A 21,155-nucleotide genomic window follows, 5' to 3' on the forward strand; every position below is an offset into this window, starting at 1 on the left:
CTGCGCCGCAAGGTGCCGCTGCGGCGTGGCCTTGCTACGGTCCGGCGGCCCGCCGCCGGCCGTCGCCCGTTGAAAGGAAATGTCTCCATGCCGCACCGCACGACCGTGTCCCGCTGCCTGCTGCTGGCAATGGCCTTGGCTGCAGGCCCCGCGACGGCCGCCGCCGATGTCCCCACCCTGCTCTTCCATGTGGATGCCAATCACGGCCTGCAGGCCGTGACCGCTCACGGTGAGGCCGTAGCGAACTTTCGCGAGAAGGTCGCGGTGGTCGACGACGGCGAGCATGGCAAGGCCATCCAATGGGAAGACGACGGCGTGCTTGCCTGGGACGCGCCGGGCAACATCCTGGCCCAGCGCGGCACACTGGCCTTCGACTGGCGTTCACGCTACGCGGTGGGAGAAGCGCCGTTCGTGATCTTCCGCGTCGGCTACGCCGACCACAGCAGCTGGGACATGGCCTGGCTGCGCATCGACTGGAACGGGCACGGCTTCGATGCCTTCGTCACCGATGCCAACCTGGCGCGCACACGCGTGTCGTTCCGCATGGATGCACTGCCGCGTCCCGACCAGTGGTTGCACCTGGCCTTCGCCTGGGATGAGGACCACGGCGTGCGCCTGTTCATCGATGGCCGCGAAGTGGCGCGCGCGCAGGCCACCGGCGATTACGATGCCGCGCTGGACCAGCTCGGCCTGGCCGGGCGGGTGATGGCACCGTACCAGGTGCAGAGTCGCTACAACTTCCTGCGTGGGAGCGATTTCCAGCACATCCGGGTCTACGACCGCATGCTGGATGCGCCGGCGGTGGCAACGCTGGCGCGCGGGCGCGAGCCAGCCAGCGCCGTGGCGATCGGCGATGGCACGCGCGCCTGGCGCCACCGCTTCGGCTGGGAAGGGGCTGCACCCCCAGCGTTGGCGGCCGGCGGCACCCGCATCCGCAAGATCGAATTCGCCGACACCCGCGACCTGAAGGCGTGGATGTGGAAGGCCACCGATGGCATCGCCGAAACCACCTGGCCGGGCGTGTACAACCGCTCGCGCCTGCCCGGCCGCAATGACTACTTCCAGCTTCCGGACTGGAACACCTATGTGGAAGGCGGCCAGCACCTGGACCTGACCCTGCCGGCCACCGAAACGGTGAACCGGGTGGAGATCCGTGGTGCGGCCTTCGGCACCCTTTCCCACGGGCCCGACGCCGGACATGCCACCGACGTGCTGGTCAGGCGCCCGCGCGGCGTGGTGCGCAGCGTCGACGACATTGCCGCGCAGCGCGGCGGCGCGCTGCGTTTCAGCAACGTCGAGCAGGAAACACCGATCCAGGAAATCTGGGCCTACCACGTGAGCGAGGGCACCGAGCCGGAAGGCACGGTGAAGCAGACCTACATCATCGACAGCCACGCGCTGCCCGACTACACCAACCTGGACGCATTGCGCCGCTACATCGACGGACGTTTCCCGGCCGCCGAACGGAGCACGGTGATGGCGCTGCCGAAGGGCGCCGGTTCCCGCCGCCGGGATGCCGGCACCCTGCCCGCACATCCGCAGCCGATCGTGCACGTGCTGATTCCTTCCGGGGTAGGTGACGCGCCGGCCAACCAGCCGCTGATCCGCAGCTGGGCCTACAGCTGGGAGAACATGCACGACGGCCTGGACGGCGTGGCCATCGACCTTCCCGCGCTGGACCTGCCGCCCACCCACGATGGACTGATCCCGCTGAATATCCGCATCAAGGATCCGATCTGGCCGGCGCGCGACATGATCGATGTATCGGTGTCGGTGCCGCCACGGCAGGCGCGCACGCTGTGGCTGGACCTGCGCGATCGCATCCTCACCCCGGACAGCCTGTGGCTGAGCATCGCCTCGGCCGCACCAGGCTTCGATGCCGATGCCCTCGACGGTGCGCAGGTCCGGCTGGTGTTCAAGCCGCGTGCCGACGCGCTGAAGGAGCACGTGGCCGACCGCTTCAACCAGGTCCGCGACAACTGGGGCTTCCTGGTGGAAGAGCACACCACGTCCAAGCGCCAGCGCCTGTACGCGCGCGTGTACGCGGACCTGAGCGACCTGCTGCGGGTGGACCCGGACCATGAACTCGGCCGCCTGTACTGGAACTACATCAGCTACAACAGCCAGGGCCGCCCGCCCTACACGGCGCCTGCCGTGCCCAGGGGCGTGCCGGCGTGGGCATTCAACCAGGTGCAGGACCTGGCGCAGGTGCGGCAGTTCGTCGACTGGTGGATCGACGAACGGCAGGTGGCCTACGGTGACTTCGGTGGTGGCATTTCGGACGATTCCGACCTGACCCAGCAGTGGCCGGGGCTGGCCCTGATGGGCGTGCAGCCGGATCGATTGAACGCCTCGCTGACCGCGCTGTCCGACGCGGTGTACCGCAACGGCATGTTCAGCAACGGCTTGAGTACCATCGAGACCGACGAGCTGCATTCCTATGAGGAAGGCATCAACACCAACAGCGCCATGCTCTACCTCAACTGGGGCGATCCGCTGACGCTGGAACGCCTGATGGAAACGGTGAAGGCCTTCGACGAGCGCATCATCCTGCGCAACCCGCAGGGCCACCTGCTGTTCTCCAGCAACTGGTTCGGTGGCAACAAGGTCTACCGCGAACCGAACTGGCAGTGGCAGAAGCCGTATTCGTTCCCGGTGCTGCACCCGGCGTTCCTGCTGGGCCAGTACAACGCCGATCCCACCGGCCGCGGGCTGGTGATCGGCCTGGCCGATGGCTATCTGGCCCACGCAGGCAAGGACGACAAGGGACGCTTCACCCTGCCCAACGAGATCAACTGGGCCAGCGGTGCCACCCGCGGCGGCGAGTTGAACAACGGCTCCGGCAGTGGCGACACGATGCACACCTTCTGGGCGGCGTGGCGCTGGAGCGGCGATGCGAAGTACCTGCAGGCACTGGACTACCGCGTGGCCCGTGGCGGCCCGGGCGCACTGGCCAACCTGGGCGAAAACGTCGTGGACGTACTGGGCCGGCAACAGGACTGGTATCCGCTGCTGCGCGCCGAGGCCGACGCGGGAAAAACCGGCTTCGCCAGCCTGATGGCCTGGCAGGCCAGCGGCGACAGGTCATACATCGCCGCCCTGCATGCCGACGGCCTGCAGGCGAAAGTGCAGCGCGCGTACATGAACACCGAGGGCCACTGGTGGTCCGACCGCGTGGAAGCGCCCAGTGAATTCCTCCAGCGCGCACGCCTGGGTGGGATCGCGCTGAAGCGCAACCAGAGTTGGCCCGGCCACACCGTCAGCTGGCGCTTCGACCGCGATGGAGCGGCCGAACAGGTCGCCCTGCTGGTGCATGCGCCGTCGCGTGAACGTTTCACCGTTACCAGCTACAACCTGGGCACGCGCACCATCGGCGCCGACATGACCGGCTGGAACGTGGCCAGCGGGACCTGGCGGATACGCAGCGGCGTGGATGCCGATGGCGATGGCCACATCGACGGCACGCCCGCCGAACGCCGCGTACAGCTGGAAACCAGCGCTTCGGTGGCGCTGCAGTTCCGTCCCGGGCGTACCGAGGTGTTCGAGTTCGAACGCGTGTCCGAGGGAACACCGGTGGAAACACGGCCGGACCTGGGCGTGGGTCGCGGCGACGTACGCATCGACGGCAGCCAGCTGCAGGTGACCGTGCACAGCCTGGGCCATGTCGGCACCGGCGTGGCCGTAGCAATGCTGGAAGACGCGCGCGGTCGCGAGATCGCCCGCACGGACGTGCCGGCGCTGGGGGCACCCAGTGACCTGCAGCCGAAGACCGTGCAGGTCTGGCTGCCGTTGCCGGCCGGTGACCGCAGCGGCCTGCGCGTGCGCGTGGCGCTGGCCGACGGTGGCGAGGAAGTGACCCGGCTCAACAACGTGGTCGGCGTGCCGCGATGATGCCTGCATTACGCCGGGCGTGATCCGGCGTGGGTCAGGACGCCTCGGTCTCCAGCCGTTTCATCCGGCGCTGGTACCAGCCATCATCCAACGGCTCGAACACCGCGCTGCGTTCCATCACGCCCTCGTAGACATGCAGCGACACGGCCACGTCCGCGTCGCTGGCGTTGCACAGCGTGTGGTACTCGTGCGGCGGAATCAGGCTGCCGGCACTACCGCGGTGCCCGTACAGCGTGGGCTGGGCGGCAAAGCGATGACGTTCGCCATCCTGTTCAATCAGCGCATAGGGAGTGACGATCAGTTCGCCCTGCCAGACGCCTTCCACGCACCACATCGCATCGTGGTCGTGCAGCGGCGTGCCCTGGCCCGGGCCCCAGCACATGGCGATGACGCTGTAGCCCAGGGTCGGGCTGCGGTGCAGTTCACGGCGTGCGTAATGCCCTTCGACCGGGCGCCGCACGCAGGGGGGCAGCTGGATGGACGGATCGACGATGGCCTCGCGCAGCACCTGCTGCAGCGCACCGGTAATGGCCTCCGGCGTGCCCAGCATCACCGCGGCATCGATCGCAGCGAACAGCCGCTCCCGGCCGGTGAATGACGGTGGCAAGGACATCGTTCCCATGCCCCGACTCTAGCCGAGAGGGGTTAACAGAATGTTTGCACCGCGGTGTCATCACTGCGTGCCGCGCTGCACGAACGGTACTTTTGCATACAGCGCACGTTCGCCGGCACGAGGATCGTCCACCACGCCGCTCTGGCGATCAAACAGCATGGTCTGCCGCCGGGGCAGCGCGTAGGGGGGCCATTGCGGCATTCCGCGATGATTGGGGTCGCCGTTGCGCGCGAAGGCGATCAGTGCGTCGCTCATTGTCGCCGCCAGCGTATGCGCGTCCGCGCCGCCACCGGTGCGTGCGCCGGGCAGGCCGGCGTTGTCGAACACCAGCGGGATGTCCAGCGTGTGGAAGGCGCGCAGCCGGCCTTGCTCCACCGGTGAGCCCCAGTCCAGCTGGTAGGCCCAGGTGGGCGCGGCCCCGCTGGGCTGGCGCGCACGCGCTTCCAGCTCCTCCACTGCGCCGCGCCAGGAGCGTCCTGCGGTAGTGGCCGCGAAGAACACCTCCGAAGGCGTGTAATGCGGGTACAGGCGCCGGTACTCGGCGATCACCGTCTGCGGCAGCAGATCCACGAACTGCTGGCGTTGCAGCTGTGCCGGCAGCGTCTCCCAGGTCAAGGTGAAGTTGGCCGGATCGTTGCCGAGGAACGCACGGGTCTCGTCGCGCGTATTGCCGATGACCATCGGAATGCTGGCCGACTGCCGCGGCGCCTGCGGCCAGAACGGATGCACCGGAAGGGAGACTTCGTCCAGTACCGGCCCGAAGTACAGCGACGTGCTTTCCACCCGCGATGGATCGCGGGCACGGGTGGCTGCAAGCAGATCCGTGGCCGGGAGCCGCAGCAGGGCAGACAGGTCCTTTGCACCCACTGCCTCCATTGCGATGGCAGCGCGCTGCGCGGCGGCACGCGGGCCGGCCGCGGTGACCTGCTGCCCGCTCATCGTCCACGCGCGCTGGAACAGGCCGCGTGCCGCCGGCATCGCCATCAGCGTGGCGATCTTGGCGCCGCCCCCGGACTGGCCGAACACGGTGATGTTTCCAGCGTCACCGCCGAAGATCGCCGCGTGCTCGCGCACCCACTGCAGCGCCTGTACCAGGTCGAGCTGGCCGACATTCCCCGACGCGGCGTAGCGTGCGTCGCCAAGTGCGCCCAGGTACAGGTAACCGAAGGTGTTCAGCCGATGATTGAGGGTCACCACCACCACATCGCCGCGGCGGCACAGCGCACTGCCGTCGTACAGCGGATCGCTGCCGGAGCCGTTGTTGAACCCACCCCCGTGTATGTAGACCAGCACCGGGCGGCGGCCGCCATCCCCCAGTGCGGGGGTCCAGACGTTGAGGAACAGGCAGTCTTCGCTGCCGGGGCCTTCCGCGCCGCCCTGCGGTGCGGCCGCGCCATAGTCCAGTGCATCGGCGATCCCGTTCCATGCCGCTTCCCGGCGTGGTGGCTGGAAGCGATGGGTGCCGGTATCGGCGCCGTAGCGCACACCGCGGAATACCAGCACGCCTTGTTCATGCTGGCCGCGCAGGCGCCCCCCGCGCACGCGGACGATCGGCAGGCGTTCGTCGCGTGCACCGGGCATCGCCGCTGCCGGCAGTGCCACCAGCGTGGCCGTGGCCAGCGCCCAGCGCGCGCTGTCGCGCAGGAAACGGCGGCGCTGCAGATCGTCGGGTGCTCCCGTCATCGGCTGCGCTCCGCATCCTTTCCTGCTGTCAGCCATGCCTGCGCCAGCGCTGGCCACTGCGCCAGGGTGGAGCCGGGCTGCAGGCGCATGCCGAAGCCGTGGCCACCATGGGCGAACACATGCAGTTCGTGCTCGACGCCCGCCCTGACCAGCGCCTGCGCCATCACCTCGCTGTTGTGCACGCTGACCACGCGATCGTCGTTGGCATGGATCAGCATCGTCGGCGGCATGTCCGCACGCACGTGCTCCTGCACCGAGTACTGCGTCGCCAATGCGGGGTCAGGGCGCTCGCCCAGCAATCGCCCGCGCGAACCACTGTGCGCATGCGCGCCCATGTCGATGACCGGGTAGACCAGCACCACCCGTGCCGGGCGCGCGCTCAGCTGATCGATCGCATCGCGTGCGGGATAGACCGGCGCATCGAAGCCGGTGGCCAGCCGCGCAGCCACGTGGCCGCCGGCGGAAAAGCCCATGACCGCCACATTGTCCGCCTCCAGGCCGCGGCGCGCGGCCTGGTCGCGCACGACCCGCAGCGCACGCTGGGCATCGGCCAGCGCCGCCTGGCGGTCCCTGCCCGGCTGCGGCAGGCGGTAGCGAAGCACGAACAGGGTGAAGCCTGCCCGCTGCACCCAGTCCGGCACCAGCGCGCTGCCCTCCTTGTCGATTACCACCCGCTGGTAGCCGCCGCCCGGAATGACCAGCACCGCCTGCCCGTTCGGACGTGGCGGCGCGTGCACGATCATGTATGGCGCATCGATCCCGTCCACGAACCGGTCCGGATGGGCCGGATCGGGGCTGCGCTCAACCACCCGCGCCTTCCGTGCCGGAGCGCTCTGGCCAGGTACCTGGCCGTCCGGCCACAGCGGCAGGCGTTCGCCCCCCCCCCCCCCGGCAAGCCGCTGGCCGTCGCGCAGCGGGACGTCGCTGGCACGTGCCGGGGCAAGCGTCAACAGAACGCACAGGAACAGCACAAGAGGGGGTAGACGCATGGCGGACCGGGCTCCAGCGAAGGGTGGGCAGCGTGCCGCAGGCGCCCCGGAAGCGGGTGTGATGCGCTGCGGCTTGCGTGATGACACCGGTTTACCATATACACCTCCTGCAGACGCTGTCGATGGGCAGTGCAACAACGCAGAGGGAGACCGTTCTTGAGCAACGAACACGGCACACAGGGGCAAAGGCCGGCGCCGGACGGTGCAGCCGCCATCGCCCGCGCCTTCACCGATGCACGCCGCGCAGGCAAGGCCCTGCCCGCGTTCCCCGGAGAGATCCCCGTCGATCTGGTGGCTGCCTACCACGTGCAGGACCAGGCCATTGGCCTGTGGAGCGATACGGTGGTCGGCTGGAAGGTGGGTTACATCGCTGCCGAGCGCCGCGACGGCTCCGGCGATGAGCGCCTGCTGGGGCCGATCTTCAAACGTCAGCTCTGGAATGATACCGGTGGAACAGCCGACATCCCGGTCTTCGTCGGGGGCTTCGGCGCAGTCGAAGCAGAGTACGTGCTGGAGCTGTTGGAGGACGCGCCGGCCGGACAGCTGGACTGGTCCCCGGAACAGGCCGAAGCGCTGCCTGCGCGCCTCTATATCGGCGTGGAAGTGGCCAGCAGCCCGCTGGCCACCATCAACGAACTTGGTCCGCGCGTGGTGGTGTCCGACTTTGGCAACAACAACGGCCTGGTGCTGGGCCCGGAGATCGTCGACTGGACCGCACGCGACGAAAACTCGCTGCGTGCCGAGACACTGATCGAAGGTGAGGTGGTCGGCACCGGTGGCGCCACCCGCCTGCCCGGTGGCCTGCGCGCGGCCTATGCCTTTGCGCTGTCCCGTTCGGCCCTGCGTGGCCGGCCGCTGCGCAAGGGCGACCTGATCGCCACCGGCAATGCCACCGGCATCCACGATATCGAGGCAGGACAAACGGCGCTGGTGCGCTTTGCCGGCTTCGGTGACATTGCCTGCCGGGCCGTGCCCGCGGGATGACCGCGGGGCTGCCCTGGTGAACACGCGCGGGAGGGCGCAGATGATCACACGACGTAACTTCCTGGCCGGTGGCGCTGCTGCCCTGGCCACCCCGATGCTCGCCGCCTGTGGCCGCGGGCCGGGCGGCGATATGGCCGGTGGCGCGCTGTTGACCGCCACCGACGTGCATGTGGCCGACTACCCTACCGTCACCGCGGTGAAGTGGATCGGCGAAACGCTGCAGCGCGAAACCAACGGTCGCCTGCGCCTGCGTCAGTACCACTCCGGCCAGCTGGGCCGCGAATCCGAGGCGATCGACATGGCGCGCTTCGGCGCCATCGATATCACCCGCGTGTATGCCGGTGCGCTGAACAATGCCTTTCCGCTGACCCAGGCGCTGTGCCTGCCCTACGTGTTCACGTCGGTGGCGCACCAGCGTGCCGCGCTGGATGACGGTGTGGCCGAAGCCGTGCTGCGCGGCTTCCAGGGCCGCGGCCTGGTCGGCCTGGCGATCTACGATTCCGGTGCACGCTGCTTCTACAACACCAAGCACCCCATCGTTTCGCCCAAGGACCTGCACGGCCTGAAGCTGCGCGTCGCCTCATCGGACATCTTCATCCAGCTGATGCGCCTGCTCGGCGCCAACCCGACGCCGATGTCGCTGGGCGACACGTTCTCCGGGATGGAAACCCACATGATCGACGGCGCCGAGAACAACATGCGCAGCTTCCATTCCAGCCGCCACTTCGAAGCGGCGCACTACTGGTCGCAGAGCGACCATTCGTACGCGCCGGATGTGTTGCTGATGTCGCGCGCCAGTTTCGAACGCCTGTCGCCTGACGACCGCCAGCTGCTGCTGCAGACCGCGCGCGCGTCGGTGAAGGTGATGCGCGAGCAGTGGGATGCGTCGGAGGACGCCGCACGCCGCGCCGTGCTGGCCTATGGGGTGAAAGCCAACGAGGTGGACATGCCCGCCTTCCGCACCGCCGCCCAGCCGCTGCTGCAGCAGTACCTGCAGCAGCCGGAGATCGCCGCGCTGGTCGACCGCATCCGCGCCGCCTGAGGACACTGCCATGATTGAGACGACGACGCCCGCCACCGGGCCTGGCCAGCGCCTGCTGGACCGCATCGCCGACATCGCCATCTACGGCGCCGTTGCTGCCCTGCTGGGGCTGGTGGTGGTGCAGGGCTGGCAGGTGTTCGCGCGCTACGTGATCAACGATTCGCCCAGCTGGACCGAGCCGGTCACGCTGCTGCTGCTGGCCACGGCGATGAGCCTGGGTGCCGCCTGCGGTGTGCACACCAACCGCCACTTCGGCTTCTTCCTGCTGCATGCCTACCTGGGCCCCGGCCTGCGCCGTGCGGTGGACGTGCTGGTGCAGCTGGTGGTGGCGGTGCTGGGAGGCTTCATCGCCTTCTGGTCGGGTGATCTGCTGCTCGACGGCCTGGACATCAAGACCGCCGGCGCCGATCTGCCGCAGAGCATCAACTACCTGCCACTGGCGGTGGGCGGCGGGCTGATGCTGCTGTTCGCGCTGAACCGTGCGTGGAACGCGCTGCAGGCCCGCGCCACCGGCGCCGAAGACGCTGAAGGAGATCGTTGATCCATGGGTATCACCATCCTGTTCTCCGTGTTTGCCGTGCTGCTGCTGCTCGGCGTGCCGGTGGCCTACGCGCTGGCCGCTGCTGCGCTGGCCACCCTGCTCTACCTGGATATCCCCAGCATCGTGCTGGTGCAGCAGATCTCGGCCGGTACCGGCTCGGCCTCGCTGATCGCCATTCCGTTGTTCATCTTCGCGGGCGAGATCATGATGCGCGGCGGCATCTCCGAGCGCCTGATCGCCCTGGCCTCGTCGCTGGTGGGGCGCTTGCGCGGTGGCCTCGGCCAGGTCTCGATCCTGTCCTCGCTGTTCTTCGGCGGCGTGTCCGGCTCGGCCATCGCCGACGTTTCGGCGGTCGGCGGCACGATGATCCCGCAGATGGTCAAGCGCGACTACGACCGCGATTTCGCCGTCAACGTCAGCATCACCGCCGCGCTGGTGGCGCTGCTGGTGCCTCCGTCGCACAACCTGATCCTGTTCTCCGCTGCCGCCGGCGGGGGCCTGTCCATCGCCGACCTGTTCGCCGCCGGCATTGTCCCTGCGCTGCTGATGACGCTGGCGCTGATGGTCACCGGCTATGTGGTCGCACGTCGCCGCGGCTATGGCGTGGAGGTCTTTCCCGGCTGGCGCGCCGTGGCCCTGCGCATCGTCTCCGCCCTGCCCGGCCTGGGCCTGGTCGCGCTGATCTTCATCGGTATCCGTGCCGGCATCTTCACCGCAGTGGAAAGCGCGGCGATCGCCGTGGTCTACGCCTTGCTGGTGACCACCGTGCTGTACCGGCAACTGCGCTGGCGCGAGTTCTTCGACACCGTCATCCACGCTGCGCGCAGCACGGGCGTGATCCTGTTCGTGATCGCCACCGCTGCCGTGTTTGGCTGGCTGCTGGCCTACCTGCAGGTGCCCGCGGCCGCCGTCGAGTTCCTGCAGTCGTTCGCGCACAGCCAGTTCATGGTGCTGCTGATGATCGTGGTGATGCTGCTGCTGCTGGGCACCTTCATGGACCTGGCGCCGATGATCCTGATCTGCACGCCGATCTTCCTGCCGGTGGCCCGCGCCTACGGCATCGATCCGATCCACTTCGGCCTGGTGCTGGTGCTCACCGGTGGCCTGGGTCTGGTCACGCCCCCGGTGGGCTCTGTGCTGTTCATCGGCACGGCCATCGGCAAGATCAGCGTGGGCCAGAGCATGCGCACGATCTGGCCGTTCTGGTTCGCCGCGCTCGCCGTGCTGCTGGTCGTGGCCTTCTTCCCCTCACTGTCGTTGTGGCTGCCCGCCGCGCTGCGCGGCTGAGCCACAAGGAGACTGCCATGCGTGCACTGTGTATCGCCGCCACCATCACTCTGCTTGTGCTGTTGCTGCCGGCACGGCCTGCACCCGCGGCGGAGCCCGCGCGCGCCCCGGCGCAGTGGGCGCGGGGGCTGGAACACCAGCGCCAGGCGGACCGGGGTGATGGCACGTTCCTCAATCCGGTGCTGGCCGGTGACCATCCGGATCCCTCGGTGCTCAAGGACGGGGACGATTACTACCTCACGCTGTCGTCGTTCGACGCCTACCCCGGCCTCCCGATCTGGCACTCGCGCGACCTGGTGAACTGGCAGCCGCTGGGACATGCGGTCACCCGCAACGTGGGGGCGATCTGGGCGCCGGACATCGTCAAGCATCGGGGGCGCTACTTCATCTACTTCCCGGCCCGCACCGGCGAGCGCCGCAGCAACTTCGTGGTCTGGGCCGATGACATCAAGGGCCCGTGGAGCGCGCCGATCGACATCGGCCTGGGTGGCTACATCGATCCCGGCCATGCAGTGGGTGAAGACGGCAAGCGCTACCTGTTCCTCAGTGGCGGTGATTACGTGCAGCTGGCCGACGACGGGTTGAGCGTGGTCGGCACGCCGAAACACGTCTATGACGGCTGGCGCTACCCGCAGGACTGGGACGTTGAGGCCTACGCGCAGGAAGGCCCGAAGATCCACGTCCGCGACGGCTGGTACTACATGACCACGGCAGTGGGCGGCACCGCCGGTCCGCCGACCGGGCACATGGTGATCACCGCGCGCTCGCGTTCGATCCACGGACCATGGGAGAACGCGCCCAACAACCCGATCACGCGCACGCAGTCGGCGGCCGAGCCCTGGTGGTCACGCGGCCACGCCACGGTGATCGAAGGGACCGATGGACGCTGGTGGATGATGTACCACGGGTACGAGAACGGCTTCTGGACGCTGGGTCGGCAGGCCCTGCTCGAACCGATCGAATGGACCGCTGACGGCTGGTTCCGGGCCACGGGCGGAGACCTTGGTCAGCCACTGCGCAAGCCGGCCGGACAGGCGCTGTCGCCGCATGGCATGGCGCTGTCGGATGATTTCCGCGGCAGCACGCTTGGCCCGCAGTGGGCGTTCTTCAACCCGGCGCAGGATGAGTACCGCCGGCTGGGTTTCAGTGGCAACGGCCTTGTCCTGCAGGGCAAGGGCAGCACGCCGCGCGACGCCTCGCCGCTGACCACCATCGCCGGCGACCGGGCCTATCAGTTCGAGGTGGAGATGGAGATCGCCCCCGGTGCCGTGGGCGGCGCGCTGCTGTTCTACAGCGACCGGCTGTACGCGGGCGTGGGCAGCAACGGCGAGTCGTTCATCATGCATCGCTACGGCGAGGAGCGCCCTGCCCGACCGGCCCCGGGCCGCGGCGGCCGGCTGTGGTTGCCGGGTGACCAACAACCGCCACATCGTCACCTTCCACTCCAGCACCGACGGGCACACTTGGCAGAAGTATCCGGTTCAGATGGAAGTGTCCGGTTACCATCACAATGTCGCGGGCAGGTTCCTGGCGTTGAAGCCGGCGCTGTATGCGGCCGGCGACGGTGCGGTAACCTTCCGCAACTTCCGCTACCGCGCGCTGGACTGAGCGCGGAGCCGGAATCCCCAGACTTACCGGGTTCAAAACATGTCAGTGCGCAACAAGAACGATGCCGCTACGCCGGCATTGGCGAAGGGCAAGGCAGCCACCATCAACGACATCGCGCGACTGTCGGGTGTATCCAAGAAAACGGTTTCAAGAATCATCAACAACTCGCCACTGGTGCGCAAGGACACGCGCGACAAGGTGGAAGCGTTGATGCGTGAAGTGGGCTACACGCCCGATCCACTGGCCCGCGGGCTGGCGTTCCGCCGCTCCTTCCTGATCGGCATGGTCTACGACAACCCCACCGCGCAGTACATCGTGGACATGCAGTACGGCGCGCTGGATGCATTGCGTGGATCCAGTTTCGAGCTGGTGGTGCATCCCTGTGACAGCCGCAGCCCCGGCTACATCGAAGGCGTGCGTCGCTTCGTGCAGCAGCAGAAGCTGCACGGCGTGATCCTGGTGCCGCGTGCCTCGGAAGACCAGGCGCTGGCGGACATGCTCGATGAGATCGGCTGCCGGTTTACCCGCGTGGCAGCGCTGCCGCTGGACGAAAGCTCGCAGATGGTGGTTACCCATGACCGCGATGGTGCGGCCGAAGCCGCCGACTACCTGCTCTCGCTCGGCCACCGTGACATTGCCCTGGTGACCGGTCCCAGCGCCTACCGTTCGGCCCATGAACGTACCGCCGGCTTCATCGACGCACTGTCGCAACGCGGTATCGAGTTGCCGAAGGACCGCATCATCGAGGCCGGCTACACCTTCGAATCCGGTGTCGCCGCTGCCGAGAAACTGCTGCTGGGCAAGCGCCGCCCGACCGCCATCTTCACCGGCAACGATGAAATGGCCGCCGGTATCTACAAGGTGGCGCTGCGCGCGGGCATCAACATTCCGCGCCAGCTGTCCATTGTCGGCTATGACGACAGCCCGCTTGCCTCGCGCCTGTGGCCCTCGCTGACCTCGGTGCGCCGGCACACGCGCGATACCGGACGCACCGCCGCGGCGATGCTGATCCAGCCCGAAGGCCAGGCCGCGCTGCCCATTGCCAGCGTGCGGCCGCACCTGATCGTCCGCGATTCCTGCCAGCCGCCGGAGGATTGATCCCCAAGGATCAATCCTGCAGGTCACGACCTCTGGTCGTGACACGCCCCTGCCCCATCCACCCGATCCACCGCGCCCTGGCCGGGCCATCCCGGCATCGTGCGACGCAAAATGACACCGGTTTCCTGTCTGGCTAGAATTGACCGTGAACCGCGCCGGGGCCGACCCGTCGGCCCGCCCCCCGCTCTGGAGACGCCATGTACAGCAAGACCCATTACGCCACCCATCCCGATGCCATCCACGGTGCCAGCAACGACCAGCTGCGTGACCTGTACCTGCTCGATGGCCTGTTCAACGCCGGTGCGGTGACCCTCAAGTACACCCACTACGAGCGCTTCGTGATTGGTGGCGCCGCCCCGGTGGACGCACCGCTTGCGCTGCCGACCCAGACCGAACCCGCTTCGGCCGCAGGCCACCCGTTCCTGGAGCGCCGGGAACTGGGCGTGATCAACGTCGGCAGCGGCACCGGTACGGTCACCGTGGATGGCACCGGCTACACGCTGGGTCCGAAGGACGGTCTGTACGTGGCCATGGGCAGCAAGGAGGTCGTGTTCGCCTCGCAGGACGCCGCCAACCCCGCCCAGTTCTATCTGGCCTCGACCCCGGCCCATGCCCGCTTCGAAACCAGGCAGCTGTCCATCAAGGACGCCGTTGCACTGGACCGCGGCGCGCTGGAAACCAGCAACGAGCGCACCATCTACCAGTACATCGTGCCGGCCACCTGCCAGTCCTCGCAGCTGCTGCTGGGCCTGACCGTGCTCAAGCCGGGCAGCGTGTGGAACACCATGCCGCCGCACCTGCACGACCGTCGCAGCGAGGTCTACTTCTACTTCGACCTGGGTGACAGCGACCGCGTCTACCACTTCATGGGCGAGCCGGCCGCGCAGCGTCACATCGTGATCCGGAACAACGAAGCGGTAGTGTCGCCGCCGTGGTCGATCCACATGGGCGCCGGCACCAGCAACTACGCCTTCATCTGGGCGATGGGTGGCGAGAACCTGGACTACACCGACATGCACGTGCTGGACATCTGCCAGCTCAAGTAAGCCCGCCTGGCCGCCGCGCACCGTGTGCCGGCCGTCGACACCGCTCGTCTCTATCAAGGAACGCATACGCAATGGCTAATCCCTTCAGCCTGGAAGGCAAGGTCGCTCTGGTAACCGGTGGCAATACCGGTCTGGGCCAGGGCATCGCCGTGGCACTGGCCGCCGCTGGTGCCGACGTCGCCGTGGCCGGCATCGCCCCGCCCACCGATACCATCGAAAAGATCACCGCGCTGGGCCGCCGCTGCCTGGCCATCGAAGCCAACCTGATCAGCATCGAGCCGGTGGCGCGCGTGGTCCGCGAGACCATCGAAGGCTTGGGCGGGTTGGACATCCTGGTCAACAACGCCGGCCTGATCCGCCGCGCCGATGCGGTGGACTTCAGCGAGCAGGACTGGGACGACGTGATGAACGTCAATCTCAAGTCCGCGTTCTTCATTTCGCAGGCCGCCGGCCGCCACTTCATCGAACAGGGCCACGGCAAGATCATCAACATCGCTTCGATGCTGTCCTTCCAGGGCGGTATCCGCGTGCCGTCGTACACCGCCAGCAAGAGCGGCATCGCCGGCATCACCCGGCTGCTGGCCAACGAGTGGGCGGGCAAGGGCATCAACATCAATGCCATCGCCCCGGGCTACATGGCCACCGACAACACCGCCCAGCTGCGCGCCGACGAAGCGCGCAACAAGGCGATCCTGGAGCGCATCCCGGCCGGTCGCTGGGGCACGCCGGATGACCTGGCCGGTGCGGCGGTGTTCCTGGCCTCGTCGGCGTCGGATTACATCAACGGCGCCGTGCTGCCGGTCGATGGTGGCTGGCTGGCGCGCTGACGCGTGATCCGCGGTAGTGCCGGCCGCTGGCCGGCGTCCTGGCAATGCTTCCGCCGTTCATGAGGTTGCCGGGCAGCGGCCGGCACTACCGGAGACCGGACATGCGCACCCTGTTGCCTTTGTTGTTGCTGCTGTCGTGCACCACCGCGCAGGCGGCGCCCGTGCGGGTCTTCATTGCCGGTGACTCCACTGCGGCCGCATACGGCCCCGAGCGCGCGCCGCAGGCCGGCTGGGGCCAGGCGCTGCAGAGCTACCTGGACCCGGCGCGCTTGGAGGTGCACAACCACGCCAAGGGCGGGCGCAGCACGCGCAGTTTCATCGAGGAAGGGCGCCTGGAGGCCATCGCCGCCGAGCTGCGCCAAGGCGACGTGCTGCTGATCCAGTTCGGCCACAACGATGCGAAGTTCGAAGACCGCACGCGCTACACCGATCCGGACAGCGACTACCCACGCCTGCTGATGCGTTACGTACAGGTGGCCCGCGCAAAGGGCGCCACGCCGGTGCTGGTCACGCCGGTGGCGCGGCTGCTGTACGACTTCGGTTCACTGCTGGATACGCATGGCCGCTACACGCAGTCGATGAAGGCGTTGGCCGCGCGCGAGCAGATTGCGCTGATTGATCTGAATGACCGCAGCATGCGCTGGATCCGCGCGCTGGGTGAGGAGGGCGCGCGACCCTACTTCCTGTTCGTGCCCGAACAGAACAAGGCCGACGGCACCCATTTCAGCGTGGCCGGCGCACATGCGGTGGCCTGCCTGGTATTGCGCGAGGCGGTGCCGCTGCTACCCGCGCTGCAGCCGGCGCTGGTGCGGGATATCGACTGCGACGTGGTGGCGGAAGGGCAGGGTAGCGACCCAGCCCTGCCCTCGCAGGTGGTGCACGAAGACAGTGTTGTGCGCACGCAAGCAGGCCCGCACGGCGGTGCCGGCCCGACCACGGCGTATCCGTTCTTCGCCGATGCCGAAGGGCTGCCGTTCGTGCTGCGCAAGCGTGTGCTGCACAAAGGCGCGGGCATCGGCCTGCATCCGCAGCACAAGGACGAGATCTATTACATCGTGAGCGGGCAGGGCAGTTATGTGCTGGATGGCAGGCAGTACGACGTGCACGCCGGGCACGCGCTGCTGACCCGCAAGGGCAGCCGCCATGCGCTGCAGCAGGTGGGTGAGGAGGATCTGGTGGTGCTGCTGGTGTACCCGCGCTGATTGAAACGCAGCCGAGCATGGGCTCGGCTCTACAGAACAGCGCCGGCGTGCATGGTCATCGTCGTTCGACAGGCTCCGGGCCGAAGTGCTTCAGCCCCAACCTGGCCAGGTCTTCCGGTCGCTCGAAATAGGCTTCGTCGAAGGCGTGCAGCGCCTCCTGCTCCTGTTCGGTCATCGCGCCGTACAGGTCGGTCAGTTGCTTGACCGCCGGGTCATCTTCCAGCCGGTCGACCAGCCCCCGCATGCCGGCCAGGATCGCGTGGGTCTTCGCCGCGCCCATCGCCTGCAGCGCACGCAACGCCAGCTGGCAGGTCGGGTCGCCCCAGTTGCACAGGAACTGCATGAAGCCGCCGTTGTTGATGTCGGCCTCCATGCGCCACAGCGCCACCAGCTGCTGGTCTTCGTCGGACAGCGCATCCAGCGTCCACGCGGCTGCCTTCAGTCGCGCCAGCGCGGCCTCGTAGCGGTCTTCCCAGACCTGGTTGAGGATATCGACCACGCCCGCCTCGCGCGCCGGCAGCAGGGCCGGCCAGTTCACGCCCAGGCCATCGGCGGTGGCGACCCACCGCGCGCGTTGCCCTGCATCGGCTTCGAACAACGCGGGTACCCAGCGCAGCGGCTGGCGGGTACGGCGGCCATCGGCCAGGGTCAGCAGGATGAAGTCGTCGTCGAAAGCGACATCGGTTACGCGCAGCGAAGCAAATGCATCAGTCATGCCGTGCAGGATACCCGCGCGGCAGCGCGCATCACACGTCGCCGCCGTCCGCCCAGCCTTCACCCGTGCCGGCCTGGAACACGTGGTCGTCAGCCTGCACGTCACCGGCAGGCAGGTGCGCCTGGTCGGCCAGTGCCGCGTAGATCGGGGTGAAGTCCGGCGACGTCGCCTGCATCAGCTGTTCAAAGCTGTCGATGACGAAGTAGGTCTTCTGGAAGGTGTCGATGCGGTACTTCGTTCGCATGATCCGCTGCAGGTCGAAACCGATGCGGTTGGGTGCGGCCGATTCCAGCGAGTACAGCGACTCGCCCTTGGACGACACGATGCCGGCACCGTAGATGCGCAGGCCGTCGGGCGTGTCGATCAGGCCGAACTCCACCGTGTACCAGTACAGGCGGGTGAGGTTCTGCAGCGCGTCCGGGCCGATCGCGTGGGCTTTGACGCCGCCACGGCCATAGGCCTCCATGTAGTCGGCGAACACCGGGTTCATCAGCAGCGGCACGTGGCCGAACAGGTCGTGGAACAGGTCCGGCTCGGCGATGTAGTCGATCTGGTCCGGGCGACGGATCCACCAGGTCACGGGAAAGCGGCGGTTGGCCAGGTGGTCGAAGAAATCCAGTTCCGGCAGCAGGCCTTCGACGCCGACCAGGGTCCAGCCGGTGGCCGCGCCCAGCACTTCGTTGAGCTGGTCGAAGCGCGGAATCATGTGCGCGTTCATGCCCATCTCGTCCTGCGCGTCCAGGAATTCCTGGCAGGCACGTCCGACCAGCAGCTCGCGCTGGCGCTGGTACAGCGTGCTCCAGGTGGCGTGGTCGTCGGCGCTGTAGGTGTCCCACGGCTGCTCGACGAGCGCGGTGGTGTACACCGGCACGTAGCCCTTGTCGGTCTGCTGGTGTTCGACGCGGCGGGGCTGGGCGAGGTCCATGGGGCACTCCTTGAAGGGATAGCCACGATGCTAGGGCAGGGCGCGCGCAACAGGGTTGCAAAAGTTGCGCCGATTGGCATTGTTGGCGCAATATCCTTGCGCAGTCACCATGTTGCGGAGCAGCAATGGCCGGAGAAGTCCAGTTTGATCGCACGGATATACGCCTGCTGGCTGAAATCCAGCGGGATGGGCGTGCCACCAACGCGGAGCTGGCGACACGGGTGAACCTGTCGCCCTCGGCCTGCCTGCGCCGCCTGCAGCGGCTGGAAAGCGAGGGCGTGATCGTCGGCTACGGCGCGCGGCTGGAGCCGCGGCAGCTGCGCCTGGGCCTGCAGGCCTTCGTGCGCGTGCAGTTGGAAAAGCACGACCAGGCCGCCATCGGCCACTTCGTGGACAGCGTGCAGGGCTGGGACGAGGTGGTGGCCTGCCATGCGCTGACCGGCGACATGGACTACCTGCTGCACGTCTACGTGCGCGACCTGGAGCACTTTTCGCACTTCCTGCTGGACCGCCTGCTCAACGCCGGCGGCGTGGCCGACGCCAATTCCAGCTTCGTGCTGCGCACGGTGAAGGGTTTCCAGGCATTGCCGTTGTCGCAGCTGGAATGAGCGCTGCGGCGATTTGACGCGGCCGGGCGGGTAGCCGAGCATCACCGCCCTGCGCGCGCCGCAGCGTTCCTTTCCGGTTCCACGCATGTCCGAACTCCAGCACCCGGTGCCCACCACCATCTTCCTGCCGCTGCAGCGCAAGTCGCTGGCACGTTACATCGCTCACGGCACGCCGCCGCAGACGGCAGTGGAGCAGGCCGGGCTGATGGCCGCGCAGTTGTGCCGGACGCGCGGCCATCCACCGGCCGAGATCGAACGCCTGCTGCATGATGCCTGCGCGCTGTTTGCCGGCAACGAAGGCGCCGCCGCGCAGCTGGCCGGCCCCGGTGGCGGAGGCCAGCCGGAGCTGGATGCCTGGCTGACCGCATTGGCCGCCCACGGCGTGCTGCTGGCGCCGGCGCAGATCCTGCAGGACGTCATCGCGCAGTCGCCATCGGAGTATCCGGGCCTGGCCCTGCAGCAGGCCTGCCAGGAAACCCTGACCGAGCATGAGATCCGCTTTCCCGCCACCTTTTCCAGTGACGAGGCGCTCACGCAGGACGACGTTGCGGCCGAGGATGCGCGGGCGATCGAACACCATGGCCTGTATACCTCCGAGCAGGCCCGCGTGCTGCGCGCCATCGCCGCCAACCCCGATGAACTGATCGACCTCGATGGCTATGCCGGCACCGGCAAGAGCCACCTGGTGCTGGCGCTGATGGAGGCGCGGCCGGGCCGCTACACCTACGTGGCGCCCTCGCGTGGGCAGGTGGAAGCCTTCCGCGCCCGCGTGCCGGCCAGCACCGCGGTGCGCCTGCTGACCCAGATCGAGTTCGCCAACCGCCTGGCCCAGCACGCTGCGCGCAGTGGCCGGACCGGAGGCTTCGTTGCCAGCTACCGGCGCAGCACCCGTACGCCGCGCGAGATTGCCGGCCGCATCGGCCTGCAGGGCATCGGTGGGCGCAGCCCGGAGCAGGTGCTGCTTATCGCGTTCGAGGCCATCAACCGCTGGTGCGCATCGTCGGCACCGGGCCTGGCGTTCCAGCATTTCGACCGTTCGGTGCCCGCCGCGATGCTCGACGTGTCACCGTACATGGCGGCTGCCGAGCACGTCTGGCGCTGCATGTTCGACGCCGAGCTGCAGCGGGGCACGCTGCTGAGCCTCAGCCCGGCGCACATCGGCAAGTGGCTGGCGCTGCGCGGCGCCCCCCCGCCGCTGGACATGGGCATGCTGCTGGTGGACGAGGCGCATGACCTCAGCCCGTCGTGGAAGCAGTTGCTGGCCGGCCATGCGCCGGGCGTGGTCAGTCTGGGCGATCCGCATCAGTGCCTGTCCGGCACGGTGCCGCGCTGGGGCGCGTCGAAGGTGCTGGAAATGCACCAGTCGGTGCGCCAGGGCAACCAGGTCGAGGGCCTGGTCAACCAGACCCTGGCGCTGGATGGACTGGGCCAGGACAGTGGGCCGTTCGTCGGTGCCGCCGACCGCGCCACCGGTGTGCTGCATTACCGCCACTGGGCGCAGGTACCAAGCGAGGGCCTGCGCATCCATGGCAGCGTCGCCGATCTGGCCCTCGATGCGGCGCAGCTGCAGGCGCTCGGGCTGCGGCCCTACCTGCATCCGGCATCGCTGCGCGCGCTGCGCGGTGTGTTGCAGCGCCCGCTGGATGCGTGGCGCCGTCGCCACGCCAGCGCATCGGACCCGGAGTGGGAGCGCTTCCTGGCCACGCAGGCCGACGAAGGGCAGGGCGCGCTGGTCGAACTGTTTGCGTCTGCCGATCGGGTGCAGTCACTGCTGCAGGCGCTCGACGACCAGGACACGCCCGCTGAAGGGCGGGTGGCGCTGTGCCTGGCCGAACACGCGAAGAACCTGCAGTTCGACGTGGTCTCGCTGTCACCCGGTTGTTTCCGTGCGGGGCAGGGTGGGCGCATCTGGCACAACCCGGTGCGCGCGGTCTATCTGGCGCTCACCCGTGCGCGACGCCAGCTGCATGTACCGGCCGATGGCATGGAGCAGCTGCAGCACACGGCGGCACTGCAGGAGCAGGCCCGCCAGATGCGCAGGCGCGAACGGCAGCAGGCCAGTGGCTACCGGCCCGCGCGCTAGAACGCGCGTCGCT

16 protein-coding genes and 1 pseudogene are annotated in these 21,155 nt (G+C 68.1%); 12 read left to right on the forward strand and 5 right to left on the reverse strand.

Annotated elements, in window-relative coordinates:
- The first annotated feature begins 87 nt into the window (after nt 1–87).
- Nucleotides 88–3,891, forward strand: a complete 3,804-nt coding sequence (locus BN1263_RS18225) for a LamG-like jellyroll fold domain-containing protein (RefSeq protein ID WP_058983182.1) — start codon at nt 88–90, stop codon at nt 3,889–3,891.
- Nucleotides 3,892–3,925: 34 nt separating this feature from the next.
- Here the strand turns inward: BN1263_RS18225 and BN1263_RS18230 are convergent, their stop codons facing one another.
- Genes BN1263_RS18230 through BN1263_RS18240 form a run of 3 tightly spaced genes read right to left on the reverse strand, consistent with a single transcriptional unit; the run spans nt 3,926 to nt 7,158 of the window.
- Nucleotides 3,926–4,513 (reverse strand): cysteine dioxygenase family protein, encoded by a 588-nt coding sequence (locus BN1263_RS18230; protein WP_019658826.1) that lies wholly within the window; start codon nt 4,511–4,513, stop codon nt 3,926–3,928.
- 51 nt (nt 4,514–4,564) lie between these two features.
- Complete coding sequence (locus BN1263_RS18235) at nt 4,565–6,187, reverse strand: carboxylesterase/lipase family protein (RefSeq protein WP_058983183.1); 1,623 nt, start codon at nt 6,185–6,187, stop codon at nt 4,565–4,567.
- Entirely contained in the window at nt 6,184–7,158 is a 975-nt protein-coding gene (locus tag BN1263_RS18240; RefSeq protein WP_058983184.1) for an alpha/beta hydrolase, read from the reverse strand. Before BN1263_RS18240 ends, BN1263_RS18235 begins: the two co-directional genes overlap by 4 nt.
- Before the next feature lie 174 nt (nt 7,159–7,332).
- Between BN1263_RS18240 and BN1263_RS18245 the strand changes: the two genes are divergently transcribed.
- From BN1263_RS18245 to BN1263_RS18285, 9 genes and pseudogenes are all read left to right on the forward strand, one after another.
- Nucleotides 7,333–8,160, forward strand: coding sequence for a 2-keto-4-pentenoate hydratase (locus BN1263_RS18245; RefSeq protein WP_058983186.1), 828 nt, complete (start codon nt 7,333–7,335; stop codon nt 8,158–8,160).
- A gap of 40 nt (nt 8,161–8,200) precedes the next feature.
- Nucleotides 8,201–9,202 (forward strand): TRAP transporter substrate-binding protein, encoded by a 1,002-nt coding sequence (locus BN1263_RS18250; protein WP_021204623.1) that lies wholly within the window; start codon nt 8,201–8,203, stop codon nt 9,200–9,202.
- 10 nt (nt 9,203–9,212) lie between these two features.
- Nucleotides 9,213–9,743, forward strand: coding sequence for a TRAP transporter small permease (locus BN1263_RS18255; RefSeq protein WP_019658831.1), 531 nt, complete (start codon nt 9,213–9,215; stop codon nt 9,741–9,743).
- A gap of 3 nt (nt 9,744–9,746) precedes the next feature.
- On the forward strand, nt 9,747–11,030 hold the full coding sequence (locus BN1263_RS18260; protein ID WP_058983188.1) for a TRAP transporter large permease: 1,284 nt from the start codon (nt 9,747–9,749) through the stop codon (nt 11,028–11,030).
- 104 nt (nt 11,031–11,134) lie between these two features.
- Nucleotides 11,135–12,638, forward strand: a pseudogene (locus BN1263_RS18265) (family 43 glycosylhydrolase); the annotation flags it as partial.
- A gap of 39 nt (nt 12,639–12,677) precedes the next feature.
- Complete coding sequence (locus BN1263_RS18270; protein WP_019337388.1) at nt 12,678–13,736, forward strand: LacI family DNA-binding transcriptional regulator; 1,059 nt, start codon at nt 12,678–12,680, stop codon at nt 13,734–13,736.
- Between the two features lie 197 nt (nt 13,737–13,933).
- Nucleotides 13,934–14,782: a 5-dehydro-4-deoxy-D-glucuronate isomerase gene (gene kduI, locus BN1263_RS18275; protein WP_058983190.1), complete on the forward strand. Its 849-nt coding sequence runs from the start codon at nt 13,934–13,936 to the stop codon at nt 14,780–14,782.
- Between the two features lie 71 nt (nt 14,783–14,853).
- A complete protein-coding gene (kduD, locus tag BN1263_RS18280; protein ID WP_005421125.1) occupies nt 14,854–15,609 on the forward strand; it encodes a 2-dehydro-3-deoxy-D-gluconate 5-dehydrogenase KduD in 756 nt (251 codons plus the stop codon).
- 101 nt (nt 15,610–15,710) lie between these two features.
- Complete coding sequence (locus tag BN1263_RS18285; protein WP_058983192.1) at nt 15,711–16,811, forward strand: GDSL-type esterase/lipase family protein; 1,101 nt, start codon at nt 15,711–15,713, stop codon at nt 16,809–16,811.
- 55 nt (nt 16,812–16,866) lie between these two features.
- On the opposite strand, the gene BN1263_RS20295 is transcribed toward BN1263_RS18285, so the two are convergent.
- Nucleotides 16,867–17,526 (reverse strand): DMP19 family protein, encoded by a 660-nt coding sequence (locus BN1263_RS20295; protein WP_080398880.1) that lies wholly within the window; start codon nt 17,524–17,526, stop codon nt 16,867–16,869.
- Between the two features lie 31 nt (nt 17,527–17,557).
- Complete coding sequence (gene phhA / locus BN1263_RS18295) at nt 17,558–18,451, reverse strand: phenylalanine 4-monooxygenase (RefSeq protein ID WP_019658833.1); 894 nt, start codon at nt 18,449–18,451, stop codon at nt 17,558–17,560.
- Nucleotides 18,452–18,576: 125 nt separating this feature from the next.
- On the opposite strand from phhA, the gene BN1263_RS18300 reads away from it, so the two are divergent.
- On the forward strand, nt 18,577–19,059 hold the full coding sequence (locus BN1263_RS18300) for an Lrp/AsnC family transcriptional regulator (RefSeq protein ID WP_004153377.1): 483 nt from the start codon (nt 18,577–18,579) through the stop codon (nt 19,057–19,059).
- A gap of 85 nt (nt 19,060–19,144) precedes the next feature.
- Nucleotides 19,145–21,142, forward strand: coding sequence for a hypothetical protein (locus BN1263_RS18305; RefSeq protein ID WP_058983195.1), 1,998 nt, complete (start codon nt 19,145–19,147; stop codon nt 21,140–21,142).
- Nucleotides 21,143–21,155: the final 13 nt, after the last annotated feature.

The sequence above is a fragment of the Stenotrophomonas thermophila genome (assembly GCF_001499715.1).
GTDB classification, from domain to species: Bacteria; Pseudomonadota; Gammaproteobacteria; order Xanthomonadales; family Xanthomonadaceae; genus Stenotrophomonas; species Stenotrophomonas hibiscicola.